This is a genomic window from Labrys sp. 22185, assembly GCF_052045555.1.
GTDB lineage: Bacteria > Pseudomonadota > Alphaproteobacteria > Rhizobiales > Labraceae > Labrys > Labrys neptuniae.
On the sequence record NZ_JBQEPH010000016.1, the window covers coordinates 25,204 to 47,556 of the forward strand.

Sequence of the window (22,353 nt, forward strand, 5' to 3'; positions counted from 1 at the left end):
CAAATGCCAAGACGAACCTTGCGCCTTGCACCTGGCATCGATCGCAATACGGCCAAGTGGAGCATTTCGCTTTCAAGTCAACCGAGGCCTCTTCATGTCTGGACCATATGGTCTAAAACCTGATTCGACGGACAAGAGGTATAATCAAACCCGGCTCATCTATGTGGCGGTCGCGTGCGCGCGGCCGAACTGTTCTAAGATGAGTATCGGCAGCACCATCGACTGAGCTGACGAAACGGCACTTTCTCTTTTCTTGCCAAGAAGATGGGAGGGATTCCATTGTTACGATTCCCCTTTCAGGCAAGGGGCTTGAAGGATATCCTAGTTGCGTCGGGCTTTTTGGTACGCCATGTATCTGCACAGTTGCATCTCGGCATTCGGAGGTATCTTAATACAGCCTCCAAGGGGTACCTGGAATGTCTTTGCACATTCTTGGTTGGAAGGGGAAAAAAATGCCGGTTTTGCCGGAACCCATGACTGTGGCGGATCTCATTGATCTGCTGCGAGAACAGGACCCGAAGGCGTTGGTAACCATCGGCAATCCAAATACCGGGCCCGATTGCGCCGGCGCCCTGTTCAACGGCTTTGTCCGGCCTCAGGGCAAGTCCTTCCGGCATATGCCATGGAGCCAGGTTCAACATGAAGGCTATCTGCCGGCGGTCGTACTGGAACGCTTCGTACGACGCAAATGAGCTTGGCTCCGCGCCCTGGTGACCATGGCGTGCCGGCGCCTCTCCGTTGCATCGAGGCTTTTTTTCTTGCCCTGGCCGCACTCCGCGCCTACCTAAAGGGCCATGTATGAGGAAAGAAACAGCCGGGACAGCCTCGGCAATCCGCCCTCGGCTGGTGAGACGGTCTTTGCATCAGCCTTATCTGAGCCCGATAAATGGGCGATTTTCCTGGATATTGATGGCACGCTGATCGATCTTGCCGCGACGCCGCTGTCGATCTTCGTGCCGCCGACTCTACCGGATGACCTCGCGGCCCTGTCACGGCATCTGGGTGGCGCCATGGCGCTGGTCACCGGCCGTAACATCGTGCTCGCCGACGAATTGTTCGCTCCCCATCTTTTCCCCATTGCCGGGCTGCATGGCGCCGAACGGCGCGATGCGTCCGGCGTGGTGGACAGCCTCTCCGTCCCTGCATCTTTCGAGCAGCTCAAGCGCGACATTGCCGACGAGGCCGGCGCGTGGCCTGGCGTCGTGTTCGAGGACAAGGGCGCGGCGGTTGGGGTGCATTACCGCCTTGCGGCCGACCGCAAGGACGATGTCGAGGCCTTGATGTCGCGTTTCGCGCCTGTTGCTCCCGGCTGGACGCTGCAGCACGGCAAGATGGTGGTCGAACTGCGCCCCGCGCGTGCCAGCAAAGGCAAGGCGCTGGAAGCCTTCCTGCAGGAAGCGCCGTTCAAAGGCAGGATGCCCCTGGCGATCGGCGACGATCTCACCGACGAGGCGATGTTCGAAACCGTCAACAGCCTCGGCGGCCAGTCGATCCGTGTCGGATCGGCGGGGACCCAAACAGGTGCTCGCGCGTTGATATCATCGCCAGCAGTTCTGCGGACCCTGATCGCCCGCACTGCAGCCTAATTCAATTCAATCATCAATATTCGAAAGTTCCCATGGGTCGACTTGTCGTTATTTCCAATCGAGTTCCCGTCCCCACGCGCAACGGCGATGCTCCCGCCGGCGGCCTGGCGGTTGCCCTCAATGCCGCCTTGCAGGAGCGTGGCGGCATCTGGTTCGGATGGTCCGGAAAATCCAGCCCTGGCGCGGAGCCCCCTCCCCCCCGATTCCAGCAGCAGGGCAATATCTCTTATGTGCTGACCGACCTGACCGAGACCGATGTCGAGGAATATTATCACGGCTTCGCCAACCGGGTGCTCTGGCCGATCTGCCACTATCGCCTCGATCTCGCCGAATATGGCCGCAAGGAAATGGCGGGATATTTTCGCGTCAACCGCCTGTTCGCCCATCGCCTGGCACCCTTGATCCAGCCGGACGACATCTTATGGGTCCATGACTATCACCTGATCCCCCTCGCCTTCGAACTGCGGCAGATGGGCATCAAGAACACCATCGGCTTCTTCCTGCATATTCCCTGGCCACCCTCCGATGTGATAGCCGCCATGCCCATGCACGAGGAGATCATTCGAGGCCTCTCCCACTACGATCTCATCGGCTTCCAGACCGACTACGATCTCGACAATTTCGCAGGCTATCTCGCTCGCGAAGGCATCGCCAGGAACCTGGGGGACGGCCGTTTCGAATATCATGGCTTGCATTTCAAGGCTGCCGTGCATGGCATCGGCATCGAAACCAAGTCGTTCGCCCAGATGGCGCAGGTCGCGATCGGCAACAGTGCCGTCCGCAAGGCGCGCCAGAGCGTGGAAAGCCGCGATCTCATCATCGGCGTCGACAGGCTCGACTACTCCAAGGGCCTGACCCAGCGCATCGATGCCTTCGAGCGCTTCCTGAGGGCTTATCCGGGTTACCACAACAAGGTCACCTATCTGCAGATCACACCGAAATCTCGTTCCGAGGTACCGGAATACGAGACGATGCAGAAAATGGTGGCCGAGGAGGCCGGCCGGGTGAACGGTGCCATGGGCACGCTGGACTGGGTTCCCATCCGCTATGTCAATCGCTCAGTCGGACGCCACATCCTGGCCGGACTCTACCGGATTGCCAGGGTCGGGCTGGTCACGCCGCTACGCGACGGTATGAACCTGGTTGCCAAGGAGTTCATCGCCGCCCAGGATCCCGACAATCCGGGCGTCCTCGTTTTGTCGCGCTTTGCCGGCGCCGCGCGTGAATTGAAAGGCGCGGTGCTCGTCAATCCCTACGATACCGAGGGAACGGCCAATGCGATTGCCCGTGCCTTGAGCATGTCGCTGCAGGAGCGACGCGAGCGCTGGCAGAACATGATGAATTTCCTGCTCGAGCATGACGTCTCGCACTGGTGCGACGCTTTTCTCAAGGATCTGACTCAGGACAATGAGATGCAGGCGGCCCCGATCGTGACCAAGGCCAGTGCCTGACTGCGCCCTGATACCGGAATCTCCCAGGAAATATAGGATTTCCACATAGGGCACTGAGATCAGGCTATGATCTTGGCCAGAAGGGTCGAGGGAGCAATGACACTCCCTCCCCTGCCCGACAAAAGCAATTTTCTGCCCAGCAACCTCGGCACTCGTGCGGGGGGGCATGCTGCCTTGTGCGACCAGCACGCTGGACCATTCCAAACTGGAATGGCCTCTTGCCCAATCGTGGATATCGGGGCCCGAAAGAAAGCGATAGGGCTAGCCCTCGGGCCCGCAGCGAATGACATTGCCTGTGTCGGCCACCGCATCTCTTGGCGAGACCTACCGTGCTGAATGATCCGCGCTCCCACGGCCTCTGGGAAAAGACCGCTCCCCGCGCCCCGCAAACCGAACCGCTCCGCCAATCCCTTACCGCTGATGTCGCCGTCATCGGCGGTGGCTATACGGGGCTGTCGGCCGCCCTGCATCTGGCGCAGGCCGGTGCATGCGTGCATCTGCTGGAGGCCGTCGAGATCGGTTTTGGTGGCTCCGGCCGCAATGTCGGCCTGATCAATGCCGGCATGTGGGTCATGCCGCAGGATCTGCCTGGGGAACTGGGCCCTGTCTATGGCGAGCGCCTTTTGCAGATGCTCGGCGACGCACCGGCCGTGGTCAAGCATCTGATCGCCCGTCACGATATTGCCTGCGAGCTCCGAACCAATGGCACGCTGCATTGCGCCGTCGGGCGCAAGGGGCTGCAGGAAATCGAAGAACGTACCCGTCAGTGGCGCAAGCGGGGAGCTCCGGTCGAGCTTCTCGACGCCGGGGAAACCGCAAGGCGGGTTGGCACGCAGGCCTATGCCGGCGCTCTTCTCGACAGAAGAGCCGGCACGCTACAGCCCTTGGCTTATGCAAGGGGCCTTGCCGATGCGGTGCTGCGCCAGGGCGGGTACATTCACACGGGCAGCCCTGTTATCGAGGTCGAGCATCGCGACGCCCGTTGGGTGGTAACCACCCCGCAGGGGCAGGTGACGGCGGCCTGGATCGTGGTGGGGACCGACGCCTATGGTCAGGGCCCCTGGGAAAAGGTGCGCAACGAGCAGGTGCATCTGCCCTATTTCAATCTGGCCACCGCTCCCCTCGCGCCGGAACTGCGCAAGCAGATCCTGCCGGATGGCGAGGGCGTCTGGGACACCCGCACCGTGCTCTCGTCTTTCCGCATGGATCAGTCCGGGCGACTGGTCTTCGGCAGCGTGGGCGCGCTGAGCAAAACCGGCGCCGCCATCCACAAGAACTGGGCGAAGCGCGCCTTGCGGAAATTGTTCCCGGGCCTCGCGCATGTGGAATTCGAGCATGAATGGTTCGGCAAGATCGGCATGACCGGCAATGCCCTGCCCCGCTTCCACAGCTACGGACCGCAAGCTATCGGTTTTTCCGGCTATAACGGCCGCGGCATCGCCCCGGGCACCGTTTTCGGCCGGGCGTTGGCGGATCATATCCTCGGCACGATAAGCGAAGCCGAGTTGCCGCTGGCAAGAACCGATCTCATGCCGGCCGCCTTCCGGTCCTTGAAGGAAACCGGCTATGAAGTGGGCGCCCAGTTTGCCCACATGGTTGACATGCGCATCTAATTTCATGAATTATATATATAAATCAGATGGTTATATATATTTTTTCAGTTAATATACTCAAACTGATCGCCAAGACGACTGTCTATTCGCCTTCGGGCGAGGCCTGTGTACGGAGCCATTGCCGAAAGGCAAGCAGGGGCGGATGCATGGCACGGTCGGCGGGCCAGACCAGGTAATAGGCTTCCGCACTCACCATCGGCAGGTCGAGGGCTCGGACCAGCCGGCCCGTCTCGAGCTCCTCGAGGATGAGGAATTCGGGCAGCAGGGCGACCCCGAGCCCGGCGATCGCAGCCTGGGCGGCCGTGGCAAATTGGTCGAACAGCATGCCCCGCACCGATTGGGCCGGCGCACCATGCAGGGCAAACCAGCGCTCCCAGGCATCGGGCCTGGTGGTCAGATGCAACAGCGAGGCATTGCGGAGATCGGCGGCGGACTGGAATCCGTGCTGATCGCGCAAGGCCGGGCTGCAGGCGGGGACCACGGTCTCGGAGCGGATCTTTTCCATTTCGCCGCCGGGCCAGTCCGAACCACCGAAATGGATGGCGGCATCGACCGGGTCCTGGCGGAAATCGAAATAGGACAGGCGCGTCACCAGATTGATGGTGATGCCGGGATTGTGCGACAGGAATTGCGGCAGCCTCGGTGCCAGCCAGCGTGTGCCGAAGGTCGGCAGGATCGCCAGGGTGAGCGTTCCCCCCAGCGGATTAGCCCGAAGCATCAGCGAGGCGGTGCCGATCTTGCGGAGGGCAGCGCGGATTTCACGCGCATAGGCTTCCCCGCCGGGCGTGACGCTGATGGTCTGCTTTTCGCGGTGGAACAGCTCGACCTCGAGTTGCTCCTCGAGAAGCTTGATCTGACGGCTGACGGCGCTTTGTGTCAGGTTGAGCTCCCTGGCTGCGGCTGTCACGCTGCCTGTGCGCGCCGCCGCCTCGAAGGCACAGAGCAGGGAAATCGAAGGCAGAAAACGGCGTGGCCCCAGCATCGCCTCACCCGCGAACAGGCATGAGCCGTCCCGGAGGCTGGGCAATCGATGGGCACTTCCGCCAGCAATGTCGTTTCATTGGGCTCCCGCTTGGCTCGCAACCACGCTCATTCCCGTTCGGTATGAATTGTTGAAATAACATTGGTATCCAACCTGTGTCTACCGGCGCATGAAGCTCGATAACATGACGATTGCGAATGAGATCGTCACCCAATCGAGACGCAACGGGAGCCCGGGACATGGCCAACCAGACCTTCTTGCATCCAGACGAGATCCGGACCCTGTTCTCGGCGGCCATGTCGAGGATGTATCGTAGCGAGGTGCCGCAATATGGCACGCTCATGGAGTTGGTCGCCGACGTCAACGAGGCCACCCTCGCCGAGGACGGCGCGTTGCGGGAGACCTTGACGCGCCACGACGAACTCGCCCGCCTGAGCGTCGAGCGTCATGGCGCCATCCGCCTTGGTACGGCCAAGGAACTGTTCGACATTCGCCGCGTCTTCGCCGTGATGGGCCTGTTTCCCGTTGGCTATTACGATCTTTCGGTCGCCGGCGTTCCCGTCCACTCCACCGCCTTCCGCCCGATCGACGATGCCAGCCTGCGCCGCAATCCCTTCCGCGTCTTCACCTCGCTGCTCAGGCTGGAGCTGATCGAGGACGAGGCGTTGCGCGCCGAGGCGGCCCGTATCCTGGCGGCGCGGCGCATCTTCACGGTGCGCGCGCTCGAACTGGTGGCCCGCTTCGAAATGCTGGGCGGCCTGACGCCGGACGAGGCGCAGGAGTTCGTCGCCGAAGCGCTCGAGACCTTCCGCTGGCACGCCAAGGCCACGGTCTCGCTCGGCACCTATGAGAAGCTGCACGATGCCCATCGCCTGATCGCCGACGTCGTCAGCTTCAAGGGCCCGCATATCAACCACCTGACGCCGCGCACCCTCGATATCGACGCCGTGCAGGCCGGCATGCCCGCCCGCGGCATCACGCCCAAGGCCGTCATCGAGGGGCCCCCTCGGCGCAAATGCGCCATCCTGCTGCGCCAGACCAGCTTCAAGGCGCTGGAGGAGCCGATCGAATTCCGCGCCGAGAACGGTGATGACCGTGACGGCACGCACACCGCCCGTTTCGGCGAGATCGAGCAGCGTGGCATCGCGCTCACCGCCAAAGGGCGCCGGCTCTACGACACGCTGCTCGCCGGCGTGCGGGCCGAAGCCCGGGTCGGCCAGGGCGGCGCTGGTGCCGGCGACTATCAGGCGGAACTGTCCGAGCGCTTCGCCGCCTTCCCCGACGAGTGGGCGGAACTGCGCGCTCAGGGCCTTGCCTTCTTCCGTTATTCAACGACCGAGCACGGCCTCGCCGCTCGGCAGCGCGAGCGGCTTCCCGCAAGCGTCGACGAACTGGTCCAGGCCGGGTTCCTGCGCTTCGACCCGATCGTCTACGAGGACTTTCTGCCTGTCAGTGCCGCCGGCATCTTCCAATCGAACCTCGGCACTGACGAGCAGCAGAATTATGGCGAGCGCTCGAACCGCATCGAGTTCGAACGCGCCCTTGGTGCCTCCGTCCAGGACGAACTCGCCCTCTATGCCGCTACTGAAAAGCGATCGCTTGATCTGGCCCTCGCACAGCTCGGCGATCCTCATTTGGCGATGATGGCCATCGCTTAGGGATCGGTGCGGCCATGAATATGAGAGTGCAGGTCGAGGACAAGGCCGTCCCGTCGGGACTCGATGCTTTCCTGTCCGCGCTGGTGTCCGCCGGCTATGCCGGCGACATCGCGCGTGATCGCGCCACTCGCATCGTTCATGCCACCGACAACAGCATCTACCAGGTCGAGCCGGCTGCTGTGCTGTTTGCGCGCGATAGCGAGGATATCGCCCGCGTCGTCCGGCTGGCGGCTGATCATCGCATTCCGCTCTCGCCGCGCGGTGGCGGCACCGGCACCAACGGCCAGTCGCTGACTTCAGGCGTGGTGGTCGATACATCGCGCCACATGAACCGCATCTTCGACCTCGATATCGAGCGACAGATGGTCACGGTCGAGCCGGGCGTGGTGCTCAACCAGCTAAACGCCTATCTGCAGCCTCACGGCTTGTTCTTTCCGCCCACCGTCTCCACCGCCTCGCGGGCCACGCTTGGCGGCATGGTTGCGACCGATGCCTCCGGCAAAGGCTCGCGCATCTACGGCAAGACCTCCGACTATATCGAGGCGATGGAGATCATTCTCGCCAATGGTGAGACCGTCCAGGTCGCGGCGATGCCGATTGCGGAAGCCCGCGAACTGGCCCGGCGCGAGGACGCTGCCGGCCGCATCCATCGCGAAGTCCTGCGGGTCGTCGATGAAAACGCCGAGCTGATTGCCTTGACCTTTCCGCAGATGAACCGGGGCCTGACAGGCTACAATCTCAAGCAGGTGCTCGGCGAGGATGGGCTGTTCCGCCTGTCCTATCTCCTGGCCGGCTCGGAAGGCACCCTCGCCTTCACCACCCGGCTGACCCTGCGGCTGCGCAGGCGCCCGGCCTACCGGGCCCTGGTGCCGGTTCGCTACGCCACGTTCCAGGCGGCCCTCGTCGACGTCCAGCGCCTGCTGCAGGCCGAGCCGGCGGCGATAGAAATTCTGGACGACACTATCCTGTCCCTCGCCCGGCAGGACGTGGTGTGGGAAGCGATTGAAAGCGCCCTGGGACGCGATGACGGCAGCCCGGTGGGTGGGCTGAACTTCGTGGAGTTCGTCGGCGAGGCCCAGAGCGATATCGACGCGGCTTTGGCCCGCTTGTCGAACCTGCTCGCAGCCGAACCGGACGCCGTTCTCGACTGGAAGGTCGTCACCGACCCCAAGACCATCACCGGCCTGTGGTCCCTGCGCGAAAAGGCCGTCGGGCTGCTCGGTCGTCTTGGCGGAGGCAAGCAAGGCACGCCCTTCGTCGAGGATACCGCCGTTCCGCCCGAGAAGCTGGCGCCCTATGTGGAAGAGCTCCGCGCCATCCTTGATCGTCACGGCCTCGCTTATGGCATGTTCGGCCATGCCGATGTCGGCTGCCTGCATGTGCGCCCGGCCCTTGACATGCGCCTGCCTGAGGATGCAGCGCTGATTCGGCCGGTCAGCGATGCCGTCGCCGCCCTGACCAAGAAATATGGCGGCCTGCTCTGGGGTGAGCATGGCCGCGGCTATCGCGGCGAATATTCGCCCTTTTTCTTCGGTGGCAAACTCTATGAGGAGCTGTGCGCCCTGAAGAGGGCCTTTGACCCGTTGAATCTGCTCAATCCCGGCAAGCTCGCCAGCGCCGATGCCGTCCTTCATCCGGTCGAGCGCATCGATGCCGTGCCACTGCGCGGCGAGAAGGACCGCGCCATCGCCGCGCCGCTGCAACGCGATTACGACAAGGCGATCGCCTGCAACGGCAATGGTGCCTGCTTCAATTGGGACAAGCACGATCCGATGTGCCCGTCCTACAAATTCACTCGCGACCGCCGCCATTCGCCCAAGGGCCGGGCGGCGATGCTGCGTGAATGGGCGCGTTCGACCTCGGTCATCGAAACTCAACCGACCGAAGTCCCGGGCGCCGCCGAGATCGAGGACGAGCTCAAGGTTTCGCTGGATCTTTGCCTGTCCTGCAAGGCCTGTTCCAGCCAATGTCCGGTAAAGGTCGATATTCCCGCCATGAAGGCGCGTTTCCTGCAGCGCTATTTCACGCGCCGCCGCAGGCCGCTTCGCCATCGCATTGTGGCCGCGATGGAGCCCGGCCTGGCTCTGGCCCGGCGCTTTCCCGGAATCGCCAATCTCGGCCTGCGCCTGATGGCGACACCGCGCCTGGCGCGCTGGACCGGCCTCGCCGACCTGCCGCGCCTGTCGGTGCCGGCAGCGGCGCCCCGCCTTCAGCCGCGCGACCTCGGCGGGCTTGCCGCCGGCGCCGGGCCGAACGCCATCATCCTGATGGAAGACAGTTTCACCAGTTCCTTCGACGGCGGCGTGGTCGATGCCGTCGCCGGCCTGCTGGCGCGGCTCGGCTTTGAGGTGCACCGGGCGTCTCCTGCCGCCAACGGCAAGGCGCTGCATGCCCTTGGCATGCTCGACGCGTTCAACAAGGTCGCCGGCGCGGCCCGGGCCCATCAAAACGCATTGCTGGCCACGGGATTGCCGGTGGTCGGCATCGAACCCGTCGCCGTGCTGATGGGCCGGCATGAATATGTCGGACCCGGATTGGGGGAGCCTCTCGCCGTGCTCGGCCTCGATGAATTCCTGGCGCAGGCGCTCGAAAGCGGCCGGCTGGGAAAGGCCCTCCCCGCTTCCGGCACCGCAGGCTTTCACCTCCTGCCTCATTGCACCGAGAAGACAGACAGACCCGGCACCGGCCAGGCCTGGACCCGGATCTTCAACCATTTCGGCCTGGAACTCACTGTGCCGGCCACGGGATGCTGCGGCATGGCCGGCCTGTTCGGGCACGAAGCCGAGCATGTCCAGATGTCGAAAGACCTGTTCGCCATGAGCTGGGCGCCGCGCCTTAACGGCCTTGCGCCCTCGGCGGTGCTCGCCACCGGCTTTTCCTGCCGCTGCCAGACCGAGCGCTGCCAGGGCTATGCCCCCCGCCATCCGGCGCAGGCCCTCCTCGCGCATCTGGAGAGCCTTGCTCCGTCGTCCCAGCCCCAGTTTCGCTAATCCAGACTTCACCAATCCAGACTTGGAGACACCCGATGAACGCCCCGCTTCGCAGCTCTGCCACGCCTTTGTCCGTCACCGCCGATACCATCGCGCTGCTCGACCAGATCGGCGTCAGGCGTGAACTCTATACCGGCGGCAGCCTTCCAGCCCGCTCGCCGATCACCGGCGAAACCCTGGCTGCCGTGCCGGCCATCGGTACCGAGGAGGCGCTGGCGCGCATCGAAGCCGCCCATCGGGCCTTCCGCACCTGGCGCAACGTGCCCGCTCCCCGTCGCGGCGAGTTCGTACGCCTGCTCGGCGAGGAGTTGCGCGCCCACAAGGCTGCGCTCGGCCGTCTGATCTCGATCGAGGTCGGCAAGACCGCTTCCGAGGGCCTGGGTGAAGTCCAGGAGATGATCGACATCTGCGACTTCGCCGTCGGCCTGTCGCGCCAGCTCTACGGCCTCACCATCGCCACCGAGCGCGGCGACCATCGCATGATGGAGACTTGGCACCCCCTCGGCGTCGCTGGGGTGATCTCGGCCTTCAATTTCCCGGCGGCGGTCTGGTCGTGGAACGCGGCCCTCGCTCTGGTCTGCGGCAATGCCGTGGTGTGGAAACCCTCCGAGAAGACCCTGCTGGTCGCCCTGGCGACGCAGGCGCTGGTCGAGCGCGCCCTGGCCCGCTTCGCGGCCGAAGGCGATGCCGCGCCGGAAGGCCTCATCAGCGTACTCGCCGGCGACCGTAGCATCGGCGAACTCCTGGTCGACCACCCCAAGGTTCCCCTGGTTTCGGCCACCGGATCCACCGCGATGGGCCGGGCGGTCGGGCCGCGCCTGTCCCAGCGCTTCGCCCGCTCCATCCTGGAGCTCGGCGGCAACAATGCCGCCATCGTCTGCCCTTCGGCCGATCTCGACCTCACCTTGCGTGGCATCGCCTTTGCGGCCATGGGCACGGCCGGCCAGCGCTGCACCAGCCTGCGCCGCCTCTTCGTGCATGACAGCGTCTATGAGGCCCTGGTGCCGCGCCTAAAGCGCGCCTATGCCTCGGTCTCGATCGGCAGCCCGCTGGAAGCCGGCACGTTGATCGGGCCGCTGATCGACGAAGCCGCCTTCAAGGCCATGCAGAAGGCTCTCGTCGCCGCGAAGGAAGCGGGCGGCAGCGTGCATGGCGGCGATCGCGTCGATCTCGGCCTGCAGGATGCCTATTACGTCGCGCCGGCCCTGGTGGAAATGCCCGGACAGGTCGGCCCGGTGCTGGAAGAGACCTTCGCCCCCATCCTCTATGTGATGGAATACAGCGATCTCGACACGGTGCTGGAACTCCATAACGACGTGCCGCAGGGCCTGTCCTCCTCCATCTTCACCAACGACCTGCGCGAAGCCGAGACCTTCCTGTCGGCGCGCGGCTCCGATTGCGGCATCGCCAATGTCAATATCGGCCCCTCCGGGGCCGAGATCGGCGGTGCCTTCGGCGGCGAGAAGGAAACCGGCGGCGGGCGCGAGTCCGGCTCGGACGCCTGGAAGGCCTATATGCGCCGGGCCACCAACACCATCAATTACGGCCGCACCCTGCCGCTCGCCCAGGGCGTGAAGTTCGACGTCGAGTGAGACTGCCATGAACAGGGATGTGCGGATGTCGCGGGGCTTTTGTCCCGCGCGCCGGATCACGGTTCCGCCCCGGCAATGGCTGCCTCCTCTCCTGGTTCGGTTGCGGTTTGACGGAATCGGTGGGAATCGCGAAGACGCCTGAAACAAGGTGCAAGAGCGCGGGCAAGGCTTGCGCTCGAACGCATCTGCTCCAGGGTTGGCGAAAGTAACCCGCCCCAATGATCGCTCCAGACGGGAGGATCGCGTGCCGATCAACGTCATCATCCGCGATTTCAGCGCCACCGACCGCGAGCCTTGCGCCCGAATCCTGTCCAAGGCCGGCCGCCAGGCCTTCTACTGGGCCGATTGGCCCGTCTTCGACGGCCCTGGTTTCGATGAGGTCACGAAGGGAGAAAGAATATTGGTGGCCGAGGCGCGCAACCAGGTCGCCGGCTTCGCCGCCGTCTACATGCCTGAGAATTTCCTGCATCACCTCTATGTCGATCCCGACCTCGCCGGCTGCGGCGTCGGGGCCGCCTTGCTCGGCGAGGCCGTCAGGCAATACGGCCCGGCCCTGTCGCTGAAATGCCAGACCCGCAACCAGGTGGCGCGAAACTTCTATCGCAAATGCGGCTGGCTGGAGGACGAACAAGGTGGTGGGACCGACGGGATCGGCTCCTGGCTCTTCATCCGCAGTCCCCAGGCTGCCTTGCAGGCCGGCGCCTCTCGCGGGGACTGATCGGCCCCAATGGCCGTCTTGCGGGGCGTTTCGCGATGCTGGAACCCGTGAGCATCCCCGTGGACGCACGCTCAGTCGCCGATCGAACGAATGACCCTGGCCGGATTGCCTGCGACGAGCGTATTCGGGGGCACGTCCCTTGTGACCACAGAACCCGCCGCAACAACCGAATTTTCGCCGATCGTCACCCCGCCGATGATCGTCACGCCGCCAGCGATCCAGACATTTCTCTCAATCGCAACGGGCTTTGCGATGACGGAGGCGCGCCGTTGCGAAGGCTCGAGGGGATGGCTGGACGTGAGAATGCTTACATTCGGGCCGATCATCACATCATCGGCAATATCCAGACCGCCAAGGTCGTAGAACGTACAGTTCTGATTGATGAAAACGTTGCGCCCGACGCAGATGTCCGTCCCGCCGGTCGTGTAGAATGGCGGGATCAGCACGAAGCTGTCGTCTACCTTCCGGCCGATGAGGTCGCCGAACAGCGTCCGGACCTCATCCGCATCGTTGAACGTCAAGCGGTTGAGAGCCGCCGTGATCGCCATCGCCCGCTGGACGCTTGCCAGCATGGCCGCTGATTCAGGCGTTCTTCTGGAAATGATCTTGGTGCGATCATCGTGCGCCATTGGCTGTTTTCCTTCGGACACGGTCGAGTGAGCGTTCGACACATGGCGGCCGCGCCACGATTCGATGACGATAACGCCAGGGTTCTTGCGGCCGGTTTAAGTGAGAACCCGTATGGATTTGGCCCTCTCCCATAAACCGGCCCTGCCCTGGCGGGCGCCGATAGGTTATCGTTCACGCAGCCTCATCCCGAGCGACCTTTGACGAAGAAGTATGCCGATCGATCGCAGCCCCCCGCTTCCCGCGCGCTTTCCCGAAAGGCGCGACCAGACCTCGGGCTTCAATCTGGTGCAGGCGGCGGATCACAATCTGCGCGTCACTCTGGAGGCTTTGCGGCGCGGCGGCGCAATGACCCGGCTCGAACTCGCCCATGTTACCGGCCTCACCGTGCCTGGCATCGCCAACATCCTGCGCCGCCTGACGGGCGACCGTCTGATCGAGACCCATAGTTCGGCGCGCTCCACCCGCTTTGCAATCCGGCCAGGCGGTGCCGTGTCGATCGGCGTCGATCTTGCCGGCGCATGCGCGCGGCTGATTGCCACCGATCTTGCCGGCACGCCGCTCTTTACCGAGGACGGCCCCGTCGGCGATGCGACGGAAACCGCCGGCTGGATCCGCAAGGCCGTCGGCCGCCTGTCGCAGGTGGCGCCCGGCGGTCGCCTTCACGGCATCGGATTGACGGCCGGAGAGCAGACCGAGCTGATCAGGGCTGCCCTCTCACCCTATCGCGCCATCGTGGAACGCGACACCGTCGCCGCGGCCATCGGCGAGCGGCAGGGCGGTGCCGCCAAGGCGGATGACAGTTTCGTCTTCATCCTGCTCGGCTCGACCGTGCGGGCCGGCATGATCATCGGCGGCACCATCTTCGATGGCGCCGAGCACAAGGCGGGCCTAGTCGGGCTGATGCGCACCGGCCGCGATGGGCGTTATCTCGACGAGGTGGCGACGACCAGCCGCCTGACCAGCTACGATTTGTCGGAAGCCGCAGTGCAACAATGGCTCGACGAGGCCGCCGAGCATCTCACCGACATGATCATCGCCATGGCCGCCTTCATCGGTCCGCGCCTGATCGTGGTGGGTGGTCGCTTGCCGACGTCGCTGCTGGAAGCGCTTGCGGCACGCCTGCAGATGCTGCGCCGAAGCCGGATGATCGACCCGACACATCCTTTCTGGCTGCCGGAAATCCGCTGCAGCACATTGTCTGATCAGGGCGTGGTGCAGGGGATCGCGGCGATCCCCTTCCTCGACATTCTGCTGCCCGACATGCGCCGGGCCTTCCAGCTGCGTTAATGCGTTAAATAGACTGCCGAAAAAGAGGCAGCGGTTTTGGGCAAGGACGCTGCGACAAGGATCGCTCTCAGCGAAGATCGCGGGCCCGCAACGGCGAACGCGTCCGCTGTGCCGGATCGGCCGCTTCCAGCCGGAGGGCATGGGCGAGCGGCATGGTTGCCGCTCCGAGCGCCGCGGCATCCTCGGAGCCGCCGGCGCGATAGACCGGTGGCGTTGGCCTGGGATCGCGGGCAAGTTCCTCGTGGACGAAGAGCAGCAGCTTGTCCATCAGGGTCATCGGCAGGCGCCCGCCGATCAATACCGCATCGGGATTGATCAGGAGGCCGATATCGATGGCCGCCTCGGCCAGATGCCGGGCCGCCATGCGCAGCCAGATCAACACCAGATCCTTGCCACGCTCGTCGAGCCCCAGCAATTGCTGGGGCTGTGTGACGGCGATGCCGTGCCGGGCCAGAAAGTCGTAGAGCTGCAGCAGCGAGACGAGCTGGCCGAGCGGCTGCACACCGTCGCCTTCCCGCCCCCCTGCCGGCGAGATCGGCAGCCAGCCGATTTCCCCGCTGATACCGCTGGACCCGTGATAGCAGGCGCCGTCGAGCACGATGCCCCCGCCCAGCCCCGCGCCGATGAAGATATAGAAAAAGCTGCGGATCTCCACGCCGAGCCCATAGGTGAGCTCGCCGATCGCTGCGGCCGTCGCGTCATTGTCGATGAAGACAGGCTGTTCCGTGAAGGCGGCAAAGCGGGCGCGGATATCCGTCTCTTCCCAGATGGAATAGGCCTCGGGCATGCCGATGAAGGGAATCTCGCCCAGGAGGTCGGGAATGGCGATGCCGATGCCGACCAGCTTGTTCTCGTCGATGGCATGGCGACGCCGGAAGGTCTTGAGAGCCTCCTTCACCTCGGCGAAGAAGGCGTCGGGCAGGAGATAGCGCACCTCCCGATGCAGCCGGTCACGCACCGTGCCGAGCGCATCGACGGCGACGATCGTGAGATGGTCGCGCCCGAGGCCGATGCCCACCGAAAAGCAGCCCTCGGGATTGATCTCCAGCTCGATCGCCGGCTGCCCGCGCATGCCGTAGCGCCGGCGTGCCTCGATAATCAGCCCGTCATCGAGCAGCTTTTCGGTGATGCGGGCGACCGCCTGCTTGCTGAGGCCGGAACGACGCGCCAGCTCGGTGCGCGAAATCGGCTGGCTCCAGCGGATGGTGCGCAGGATCACAGCCTGGTTGTGGCTGGCGGCGTGGCCGGAATTGGAGCCGGCAAGCTCGCCCGGCAGGAGGGAGGATTTCATATCCGGACCGATCAAGCCGCACGCTATCCCATCTTGTCAACCGTGGCGCTCGGCGCGGGCATTCTCCTGGGAGCGCGGGCGTCGTCGCCCGCTCTTGAAAACGGGACGCTCGATGAAGAGAAGGCGGATCGTCCGACACTCACTTGAGTATCGTAGGGACGTCCGCCCTCCCGGAAAGTTACTCCCTCTTCAGCACCCAGCTGCGCACCTCGAAGGGCTTGAGATCCGGGCCATCGGCCCGCGACACCGGCTCTTCGAGGATGTCGACGGCCTCGCCGAGCCGCCAGCCCGCGACCGGTCTGACAGCGAAGGCACCGCGGGCGCCGGCGGGCTCATAGACGCGCAGAATGAGCCCCCCACCCTCTTCCGCCCGCTTGAGACCGCCAAGCCCGGCCACGATGCCCTCGACGGCGAGCGGCTGGTGCGATCCGGGCTGCAGGCCGGTGGCGGCGAGCGCCAGCACCGGCTGATTCAGATCGAGCGCCTCCTCGCGCACGCCGCCCTCGTGCCAGCTGCCTTGGTGCGGCAGGAGCGCATAGGTGAAGCTCTGCTCGCCCTCATCGGCCAGCGGATCGGGATAGATGGGCGCACGCACCAGGCTCAGCCCCAACACGTTACCCTTTACGCTGTGGCCATATTTGGCGTCGTTCAGGATGGCGACGCCGAAACCGGGCTCCGACAGATCGGCAAAGCGATGGGCCGGCACCTCATATTGGGCGCTCTCCCAAGAGGTGTTGTCGCGGGTCGAACGCCCTACGACGCCGAAGGCGCATTCGAAAGTGGCGAAGTCCGAGCGCACCGCCACCGGCGTCAGGGTCCTGAGCAGCACGCGGCGATCATGCCAATCGATATCGGTCCTGATTTCCAGGCGCGGCGAGTTCGCCCACAGCCGCAGGGTCTGGCTGATGGTGGAGTCGCGGAAGCGCCTGACGATCCTGACGGCGACGCGATGCGAACCGGTCTCGACGATTTCGATCGCCTCCACCGCCGTCAGTTCCTGGCCATTGGCAGTGTAGTCGTCCTCGATGTCCCAGGCATCCCAGTTGCGCGGCTTGTCCATGGCATAGGCCCAGAGCTGGTTGCCGCGGCCGGCCAGCGCCTCGCGCCCTGCACGCTTGTCGTAAAGGCTGGCGAGCGTGCCGTCGCCATTGAGGGTAACCCGCACGAAGCGGTTTTCGAGGCAGGTCTTCGAGACCATGAGGCCCGAGGTCGGCACCAGTCCGGCACGATCGAGCACAGCGATGCCCAGAGGAGGCAGCGTCCCTTCCGGCGCAAGGGGAGCGCCGTCGATTTCGCAGCGGATGGGCCGCGCATGAAGGTCGGGATTGACCACCACCAGCACATCCGCCGACCCGCTCTTGGGAAGCTGCGCCGCCATGGCTTTGAGCCCGGCCTCCTGCGCTTGGCGGCCCGTCGCCAGCGCCTCGCCGAGCTCGCGCTCGGCATCCTCGTAGATCTCGCGAATGCCGGAGCCCGGCAGGATGTCATGGAACTCGTTCTTGAGCACCTTGTGCCAGGCCGGCTCCAGGCTGTCGGGCAGAGGGCCGCCGAGCAGTGCCGCCAGCGAGGCGACGGTCTCTGCCGTGATCAGGGCCCTCTCGGCGTGGCGGTGCAGCTTTTTGGTGTGACTTTGCGTGGTCAGCGTGGCCCGGTGCAGTTCGAGATAGATCTCGCCCGACCAGACCGGGATTTTTTCTACAGGCACTTCATTGTGTATACGGGCGTAGAAGTCCTCGACCCGGACCGGCCTGAGTGCCGGGATCGCCGGGAAATCGGCGAGCTGGGTCTGGCGCTCCAGCATTTCCGGCGTGGTGCCGCCGCCGCCATCGCCATAGCCGACAGCGAGCAGGCTTTCGTCATGGATGTCCTTGCGGCGGAAATTCTTCCAGGTCGGGATGACGGCTGCCGGCTCGGTCGAGCCATTATAGCCATGCAGCGGATTGTCGAAGGTGTGGGCGATCACCCGGCTGCCGTCGAGGCCTTCCCAGAAGAAGAGGTCGTGCGGGAAGCGATTGGTCTCCGACCAGTTCACCTTGATGGTGAAGAAGGAATCCATGCCGCCCTGCCTGAGCAGTTGCGGCAGGGCCGGCGAGAAGCCGAAGCAATCCGGCAGCCAGCAGACGCGATGGCGCACGCCGAACTGGCGCTGGAAGTAGCGCTGGCCGTAGAGGATCTGGCGCACGAAGCTCTCGCCCGTCGGCATGTTGGTATCGGGCTCGACCCACATGCCGCCGATGGTTTCCCATTGGCCCTTCTTCACCGCCGCGACGATATCGGCGAACAGCGCCGGATCGTCCTCCTCGATCTGGGCGTAATAGGCGGCCGTGGACTGATTGAAGACGAAGCTCGGGAACTGCTCCATCAGGCGCAGGGCCGTGTGGAAGGTGCGGCGCGCCTTGCGCCGCGTCTCGTCATAGGGCCAGAGCCAGGCGAGATCGATATGGGCATGGCCGGTGATACCGAGCTTGCCCTGCTGGGGAAAGCGGACCTTGAGGGCGTGCAATTCGGCGACGAGCGCATCATGCGCCGCCGCCACGCTGGCGCGATGGTCCTGCCGCAGGCCGTCGGGGTTCGATTTCAGGGCCGGCAACTGCCAGATCGAGCGCTGCTGGGTGTAGTCGCCCATGCGCGCGACATAGTCCGAGGTGGCCGAAGGCCAGTCGAGGGTCGCGAAGGTGCGCTCGGCCGCGCCCACCAGATGCGGCACGACTTCATGCTCACCCAGGACGTGCGCCACCTCGGACACCTGCTTGAGCAGCAGGCGCAACCTGTGAACGGCGGGTTCGATGCGCGCCAGGCGTGCCGCCGCTAGGCGTGGCTCGGGCACGGGCTCGCCGAAAGGCAGCCGGGCCACGCTGTCCGCCTCGATCGAGAAGCGCCGGCCGGGCACCGGATATTCCTGGTGGTAGGGATCGTGGCCGTAGCGCTTCTGTCCGGCCTCGCTCGTCAGCGTGACCAGGCTCTCGCCGCCGAGATCGAGGATCAGGCGGATCTCCTCCAGCGGCCAGGACTGGGGCACCTCCGCCTTGGCCGCGAAATGCACAACGCCGTCGCGCCTCGGCCAGTCGGCACCGAGAGCGATAGGTTCCCCATTGAAGGTCCAGCCTTCGATGGCGACCTTCTCGCGCTCGCGCCAGAAGCCGAGCTCGAGCACACGGACATCGAGGCGGGCGATCCGCTGCTGGATCGTAAGAGACATCTTAAACTCCTAGATAAAACAATATGTTATGATCTAACCTTTAACTGCTCCGGCAGTCAGCGCTCCCACCACCATGCGCTGCAGCGCCACGAAGGCGATGATGGCCGGCACCACCGCCACCAGGCAGGCGGCTGCCAGCACCTGGGTGGTGGAGGCGTTGGAGGTGCCGGCGAAATTGAAGATCGCCACCGCGATCGGCAGTTGCGGATCCTTGTTGAGCAGCAGGAAGGGGATCAGGAACTGCGACCAGTTGAGGATCATGATCAGGATGAAGGCGGAGGCGATGCCGGGCGTGATCAGCGGCAAAGTGATGCGCCAGAAGATGCCGAAGCGGCTGCAGCCATCGATGGCGGCCGCCTCCTCCAATTCGCGCGGGATGGCGTCGATGGCGCTCTTGAGCAGCCAGGTGCACATCGGAATGCCCACGGCGATATAGACCATGATCACGCCGAAATGGCTGTTGAGCAGGCCGAGATCGCTCATATAGCGATAGAGCGGTACGAGGATGACGAGGGGCGAGACCATCTGGAAGGCGAGGATCGCCATCATCAGGGCCGAGCGGCCGGTGAACCAGAAGCGTGAAAAGGCATAGGCGGCCGGCGCTGCCACTGCGAGGCAGCCGAGCCCCCCGAGCGCCGAGAGCTTCAACCCGTTCCACAGATAGACCAGGAAGGCGGGGTCGCTCAGCACCTGCTCGAAATTGGCGAGCGTCGGGCGCTTGGGGATGAAGCGGGCTGCCCCCAGAAACACCTCCTGGCGCGAGCGCAGCGCCAGCGACAGCAGCCACAGGAGAGGCGTCAGGAAGAAGGCGGCGATCAGCACGGCCAGTATATAGGTGGCGACATCGCCCCATTTCTCGCGGCGCTCGCCCTTCATGTCCGATCCTCCCAGCGCGGCAGGAAAGCGGCGTAAAACAGGGCCAACGCCAGGCTGATCGCCAGCATCAGCACGGAGAGCATGCTGCCGCCGGCGAGGTCGTAATTGCGGAAGACGGTGTTGTAGGTGAAGAGCGAGAGCACTTCCGTCGCCCGCCCCGGCCCGCCACCGGTCAGCGAGATGATGGCGTCGAAGGTGTTGAGCGTCTGGATGGTGATCAGGATCGAATTGACCAGGATGGCGCTGCGCATCATCGGCAGGGTGACGAAGCGGAATTTCTGCCAGCCATTGGCGCCGTCGACATTGGCCGCCTCGTAGAGCGTAGGATCGATGCCCTTGAGCGCGGCGTAGAAGACGATCATCGAAAAGGCCGTGCCGCGCCAGACATTGGAGATGATGGCCGAAATCATCGCATTGGCGGGATCGGACAGCCAGGCCACCGGGGCGATATGCAGCATGCGGAGCACGCTGTTGACCGCGCCGAACGGGGCCTCGGAGAACAGCATCTGCCAGATCAGGCCATTGGCGATGCCGGGTATGACCCAGGCGATCAGCACGATGGTGCGGATCACCGTCATGCCGGGCAGGCGGCGGCGCTCGCCACGCACCACCACCAAAGCGATCCCGAAGCCGACCGCCTGCTGGCCGATCACGCTCGCCGCACAGAAGACGAAGGTGGTGAGGAGGATATCGCCGAGCGCAGCATTGCCGAGCATGGCGTAGAGCGTGTCGAGCGTGTAACGCTCCTCGGAACTGAGCAGCGTCGCATTGGTCAGGGACAGGCGGAAGACGTCGATGATCGGGTAGAGATAGAAGGCGGCAAGCAGCAGCACGGCCGGCGCCAGCCAGGAGAAGGGATTGGTGTCGATCCGCCCGGCCAGGCCGAGCCCGCGCTGGCGGCGCGGCACGGCGGCGATGGCGGCCCTGGTCGTCGACATGGCGTCCCTCTCCTGTCTACCGCTACTCGGCCAAGTCCAATAAAGGCGCAACCAGCCTTCTCCCCTTGCGGGAGAAGGTGCCCCTGAGGGGTGTCGGCGAAATCCCAAAGGTTGCGGATCTCCCCTCATCCCCCTGCCGGGACCTTCTCCCACAAGGGGAGAAGACAGACCTGCCTCACTTCTGCCGGGTATAGGCTGCCTGCACGGCGGCATTGGCGGCATCGAGCGCCGCTTCGGGCGTCTTGGTGCCGGCCAGCACATCCCCCATCATCACCTGGATCTGGTTCGAGATTTCCGCATAGATCGATACGCCCGGCCGGGCCTGGCCATGGGTGAGTGCCGCCGCAAAGGCCTTGTTCGCCTTGGTCTTGAAGACGTCGAACTTGTCATATTGCGCCTTGGAGGTCGGCAGTTGCTGCTGCAGGGCGTTGCCCAGCCCCGAATAGACTTCCTTGGCAATGGCCGCGCACATGGCGACCTTCTCCGGATCGTTGGCAAAGGCTCCGACCGTCCAGCCGCCGGTACCGGTGGCATTCTGCCCGGCGGTCGGTCCCGGAATCTCCGAGAAGGTCCATTGCTCGAAGGCTTCCGGCTCGAGAATGGTCTTGAGCTGGCCATATTGCCAGTTGCCGCCGATGAACAAGGCCGTCGTCCCGGCTGCAGCGGCGGCGTTCAACTCGTCATAGTTCATGATGGTGGTGACGCGCTTGGGCGCCGCGCCGGAATCAACAAGATCCTTGAAGTATTTGACAGCCTTGAGGAATTTCTCGCGGTTCTCGCCCTCCGCGAAAACGGGCTTGCCGCTGTCGTCGACGAGTTTGCCGCCCTGGCTCCAGAAATTGGCGAGCCAGTCGAAGGTGGTGGCCTCCCAGCGCCCGGCATTGAAGAGCAGGCCCTCCATGCCCTTCTCCTTGGAAGCGAGAGCCGCCGCCTTCAATTCGTCCCAGGTCTTGGGGGCCTCCGGCACCACGTCCTTCTTGCGGTAGAGCACGCGCAGATCGGTATCCCACCACCAGGCATAGATCTTGCCGTCCTTGCCGGTGATGCCCTGGCGCACGAAGGGGAAGAGATCGTTGACCTCGTCCTTGGTGAAATAGGCGTCGAGCGGCTTGAGCACGCCGGCACCGATGAACAGGGCCAGCACGAAGGAATCGACCGCGGCGCAATCGGGACCCCGACCGGCCTTGGCCTGTTCGAGCATGCGGGCCTGCTCCTGGCCGATATTGTCGGACATGCGTTCGAGCTCGATCTTCCAGCCAGGATGGCGCTGGATGAAGTCGCCGAACAGCTTCTTGTAGCCCTCCGCCCAGACCGGGTCGGTGCTGTCGGGCCCGTCGCCCGTCAGCCGGAAGGTCAGCGATTTCGGAGCATCGGCCGGCCCGATCCGGCTCTTGGTGACGAGGTCTTCGGCCTGTGACGAGGCGGTTGCGAAGGCAACGGCCGAGGCGAGCAACGCGGTAACCAGACGCTTGCGCATCTTGTTTCTCCCTGGGGTGTTTCCTCGATCGGGCGGATCGGTTCCGCCTCATGGTGGCGCAGTGA

16 protein-coding genes are annotated in these 22,353 nt (G+C 64.4%); 9 read left to right on the forward strand and 7 right to left on the reverse strand.

Translation table 11 applies throughout. From position 1 onward, the window contains the following. Nucleotides 1–416: 416 nt before the first annotated feature. The 4 genes from ACTJKX_RS25185 (at nucleotide 417) to ACTJKX_RS25200 (ending at nucleotide 4,650) form a co-directional block, all read left to right on the forward strand. The gene (locus ACTJKX_RS25185; protein ID WP_440726907.1) at nucleotides 417–692 is read left to right on the forward strand and encodes a hypothetical protein; all 276 of its coding nucleotides are present in this window, start codon (nucleotides 417–419) and stop codon (nucleotides 690–692) included. A 102-nt stretch (nucleotides 693–794) separates the two neighbouring features. Then, complete coding sequence (gene otsB / locus ACTJKX_RS25190; protein ID WP_440726908.1) at nucleotides 795–1,586, forward strand: trehalose-phosphatase; 792 nt, start codon at nucleotides 795–797, stop codon at nucleotides 1,584–1,586. Nucleotides 1,587–1,618: 32 nt separating this feature from the next. Then, nucleotides 1,619–3,037, forward strand: coding sequence for an alpha,alpha-trehalose-phosphate synthase (UDP-forming) (otsA, locus tag ACTJKX_RS25195; RefSeq protein WP_394312092.1), 1,419 nt, complete (start codon nucleotides 1,619–1,621; stop codon nucleotides 3,035–3,037). A gap of 329 nt (nucleotides 3,038–3,366) precedes the next feature. Beyond that, a complete protein-coding gene (locus tag ACTJKX_RS25200; RefSeq protein ID WP_440726909.1) occupies nucleotides 3,367–4,650 on the forward strand; it encodes an NAD(P)/FAD-dependent oxidoreductase in 1,284 nt (427 codons plus the stop codon). Nucleotides 4,651–4,732: 82 nt separating this feature from the next. Here the strand turns inward: ACTJKX_RS25200 and ACTJKX_RS25205 are convergent, their stop codons facing one another. Next, on the reverse strand, nucleotides 4,733–5,632 hold the full coding sequence (locus ACTJKX_RS25205) for a LysR family transcriptional regulator (RefSeq protein WP_440726910.1): 900 nt from the start codon (nucleotides 5,630–5,632) through the stop codon (nucleotides 4,733–4,735). 239 nt (nucleotides 5,633–5,871) lie between these two features. On the opposite strand from ACTJKX_RS25205, the gene hglS reads away from it, so the two are divergent. The 4 genes from hglS (at nucleotide 5,872) to ACTJKX_RS25225 (ending at nucleotide 12,590) form a co-directional block, all read left to right on the forward strand. Continuing rightward, the gene (gene hglS / locus ACTJKX_RS25210; protein ID WP_440726911.1) at nucleotides 5,872–7,290 is read left to right on the forward strand and encodes a 2-oxoadipate dioxygenase/decarboxylase HglS; all 1,419 of its coding nucleotides are present in this window, start codon (nucleotides 5,872–5,874) and stop codon (nucleotides 7,288–7,290) included. A gap of 14 nt (nucleotides 7,291–7,304) precedes the next feature. After that, nucleotides 7,305–10,280 carry an FAD-binding and (Fe-S)-binding domain-containing protein gene (locus ACTJKX_RS25215; protein ID WP_440726912.1) on the forward strand — a complete coding sequence of 992 codons (2,976 nt, stop codon included), beginning with the start codon at nucleotides 7,305–7,307 and terminating at the stop codon, nucleotides 10,278–10,280. 35 nt (nucleotides 10,281–10,315) lie between these two features. Then, nucleotides 10,316–11,872 carry an L-piperidine-6-carboxylate dehydrogenase gene (gene amaB, locus ACTJKX_RS25220; protein ID WP_440726913.1) on the forward strand — a complete coding sequence of 519 codons (1,557 nt, stop codon included), beginning with the start codon at nucleotides 10,316–10,318 and terminating at the stop codon, nucleotides 11,870–11,872. Between the two features lie 244 nt (nucleotides 11,873–12,116). Then, on the forward strand, nucleotides 12,117–12,590 hold the full coding sequence (locus ACTJKX_RS25225) for an N-acetyltransferase family protein (protein ID WP_440726914.1): 474 nt from the start codon (nucleotides 12,117–12,119) through the stop codon (nucleotides 12,588–12,590). A 71-nt stretch (nucleotides 12,591–12,661) separates the two neighbouring features. Here ACTJKX_RS25225 and ACTJKX_RS25230 read toward each other — a convergent pair whose 3' ends face one another. Then, a complete protein-coding gene (locus ACTJKX_RS25230) occupies nucleotides 12,662–13,219 on the reverse strand; it encodes a sugar O-acetyltransferase (RefSeq protein ID WP_440726915.1) in 558 nt (185 codons plus the stop codon). A 211-nt stretch (nucleotides 13,220–13,430) separates the two neighbouring features. On the opposite strand from ACTJKX_RS25230, the gene ACTJKX_RS25235 reads away from it, so the two are divergent. After that, nucleotides 13,431–14,507, forward strand: coding sequence for an ROK family transcriptional regulator (locus tag ACTJKX_RS25235; RefSeq protein WP_440726916.1), 1,077 nt, complete (start codon nucleotides 13,431–13,433; stop codon nucleotides 14,505–14,507). A 67-nt stretch (nucleotides 14,508–14,574) separates the two neighbouring features. Here ACTJKX_RS25235 and ACTJKX_RS25240 read toward each other — a convergent pair whose 3' ends face one another. The 5 genes from ACTJKX_RS25240 to ACTJKX_RS25260 all read right to left on the reverse strand — a co-directional run bounded on the left by ACTJKX_RS25240 (nucleotide 14,575) and on the right by ACTJKX_RS25260 (nucleotide 22,288). Continuing rightward, nucleotides 14,575–15,798 (reverse strand): ROK family transcriptional regulator, encoded by a 1,224-nt coding sequence (locus ACTJKX_RS25240; RefSeq protein WP_440726917.1) that lies wholly within the window; start codon nucleotides 15,796–15,798, stop codon nucleotides 14,575–14,577. Between the two features lie 178 nt (nucleotides 15,799–15,976). Beyond that, a complete protein-coding gene (locus ACTJKX_RS25245; RefSeq protein WP_440726918.1) occupies nucleotides 15,977–18,997 on the reverse strand; it encodes an alpha-mannosidase in 3,021 nt (1,006 codons plus the stop codon). 33 nt (nucleotides 18,998–19,030) lie between these two features. After that, complete coding sequence (locus ACTJKX_RS25250; protein ID WP_311941199.1) at nucleotides 19,031–19,873, reverse strand: carbohydrate ABC transporter permease; 843 nt, start codon at nucleotides 19,871–19,873, stop codon at nucleotides 19,031–19,033. Continuing rightward, nucleotides 19,870–20,811, reverse strand: a complete 942-nt coding sequence (locus ACTJKX_RS25255; protein WP_440726919.1) for a carbohydrate ABC transporter permease — start codon at nucleotides 20,809–20,811, stop codon at nucleotides 19,870–19,872. Before ACTJKX_RS25255 ends, ACTJKX_RS25250 begins: the two co-directional genes overlap by 4 nt. A 175-nt stretch (nucleotides 20,812–20,986) precedes the next feature. Then, the gene (locus tag ACTJKX_RS25260) at nucleotides 20,987–22,288 is read right to left on the reverse strand and encodes an extracellular solute-binding protein (protein ID WP_440726920.1); all 1,302 of its coding nucleotides are present in this window, start codon (nucleotides 22,286–22,288) and stop codon (nucleotides 20,987–20,989) included. Between the last annotated feature and the right edge of the window lie 65 nt (nucleotides 22,289–22,353).

Bases quoted from the DNA above. Each gene is read 5' to 3' on its own strand.
- ACTJKX_RS25185 (WP_440726907.1), top strand. From the start codon at position 417: ATGTCTTTGCACATTCTTGGTTGGAAGGGGAAAAAAATGCCGGTTTTG.
- otsB (WP_440726908.1), top strand. From the start codon at position 795: ATGTATGAGGAAAGAAACAGCCGGGACAGCCTCGGCAATCCGCCCTCG.
- otsA (WP_394312092.1), top strand. From the start codon at position 1,619: ATGGGTCGACTTGTCGTTATTTCCAATCGAGTTCCCGTCCCCACGCGC.
- ACTJKX_RS25205 (WP_440726910.1), bottom strand. From the start codon at position 5,632: ATGCTGGGGCCACGCCGTTTTCTGCCTTCGATTTCCCTGCTCTGTGCC.
- hglS (WP_440726911.1), top strand. From the start codon at position 5,872: ATGGCCAACCAGACCTTCTTGCATCCAGACGAGATCCGGACCCTGTTC.
- ACTJKX_RS25215 (WP_440726912.1), top strand. From the start codon at position 7,305: ATGAATATGAGAGTGCAGGTCGAGGACAAGGCCGTCCCGTCGGGACTC.
- amaB (WP_440726913.1), top strand. From the start codon at position 10,316: ATGAACGCCCCGCTTCGCAGCTCTGCCACGCCTTTGTCCGTCACCGCC.
- ACTJKX_RS25230 (WP_440726915.1), bottom strand. From the start codon at position 13,219: ATGGCGCACGATGATCGCACCAAGATCATTTCCAGAAGAACGCCTGAA.
- ACTJKX_RS25235 (WP_440726916.1), top strand. From the start codon at position 13,431: ATGCCGATCGATCGCAGCCCCCCGCTTCCCGCGCGCTTTCCCGAAAGG.
- ACTJKX_RS25240 (WP_440726917.1), bottom strand. From the start codon at position 15,798: ATGAAATCCTCCCTCCTGCCGGGCGAGCTTGCCGGCTCCAATTCCGGC.
- ACTJKX_RS25245 (WP_440726918.1), bottom strand. From the start codon at position 18,997: ATGTCTCTTACGATCCAGCAGCGGATCGCCCGCCTCGATGTCCGTGTG.
- ACTJKX_RS25250 (WP_311941199.1), bottom strand. From the start codon at position 19,873: ATGAAGGGCGAGCGCCGCGAGAAATGGGGCGATGTCGCCACCTATATA.
- ACTJKX_RS25255 (WP_440726919.1), bottom strand. From the start codon at position 20,811: ATGTCGACGACCAGGGCCGCCATCGCCGCCGTGCCGCGCCGCCAGCGC.
- ACTJKX_RS25260 (WP_440726920.1), bottom strand. From the start codon at position 22,288: ATGCGCAAGCGTCTGGTTACCGCGTTGCTCGCCTCGGCCGTTGCCTTC.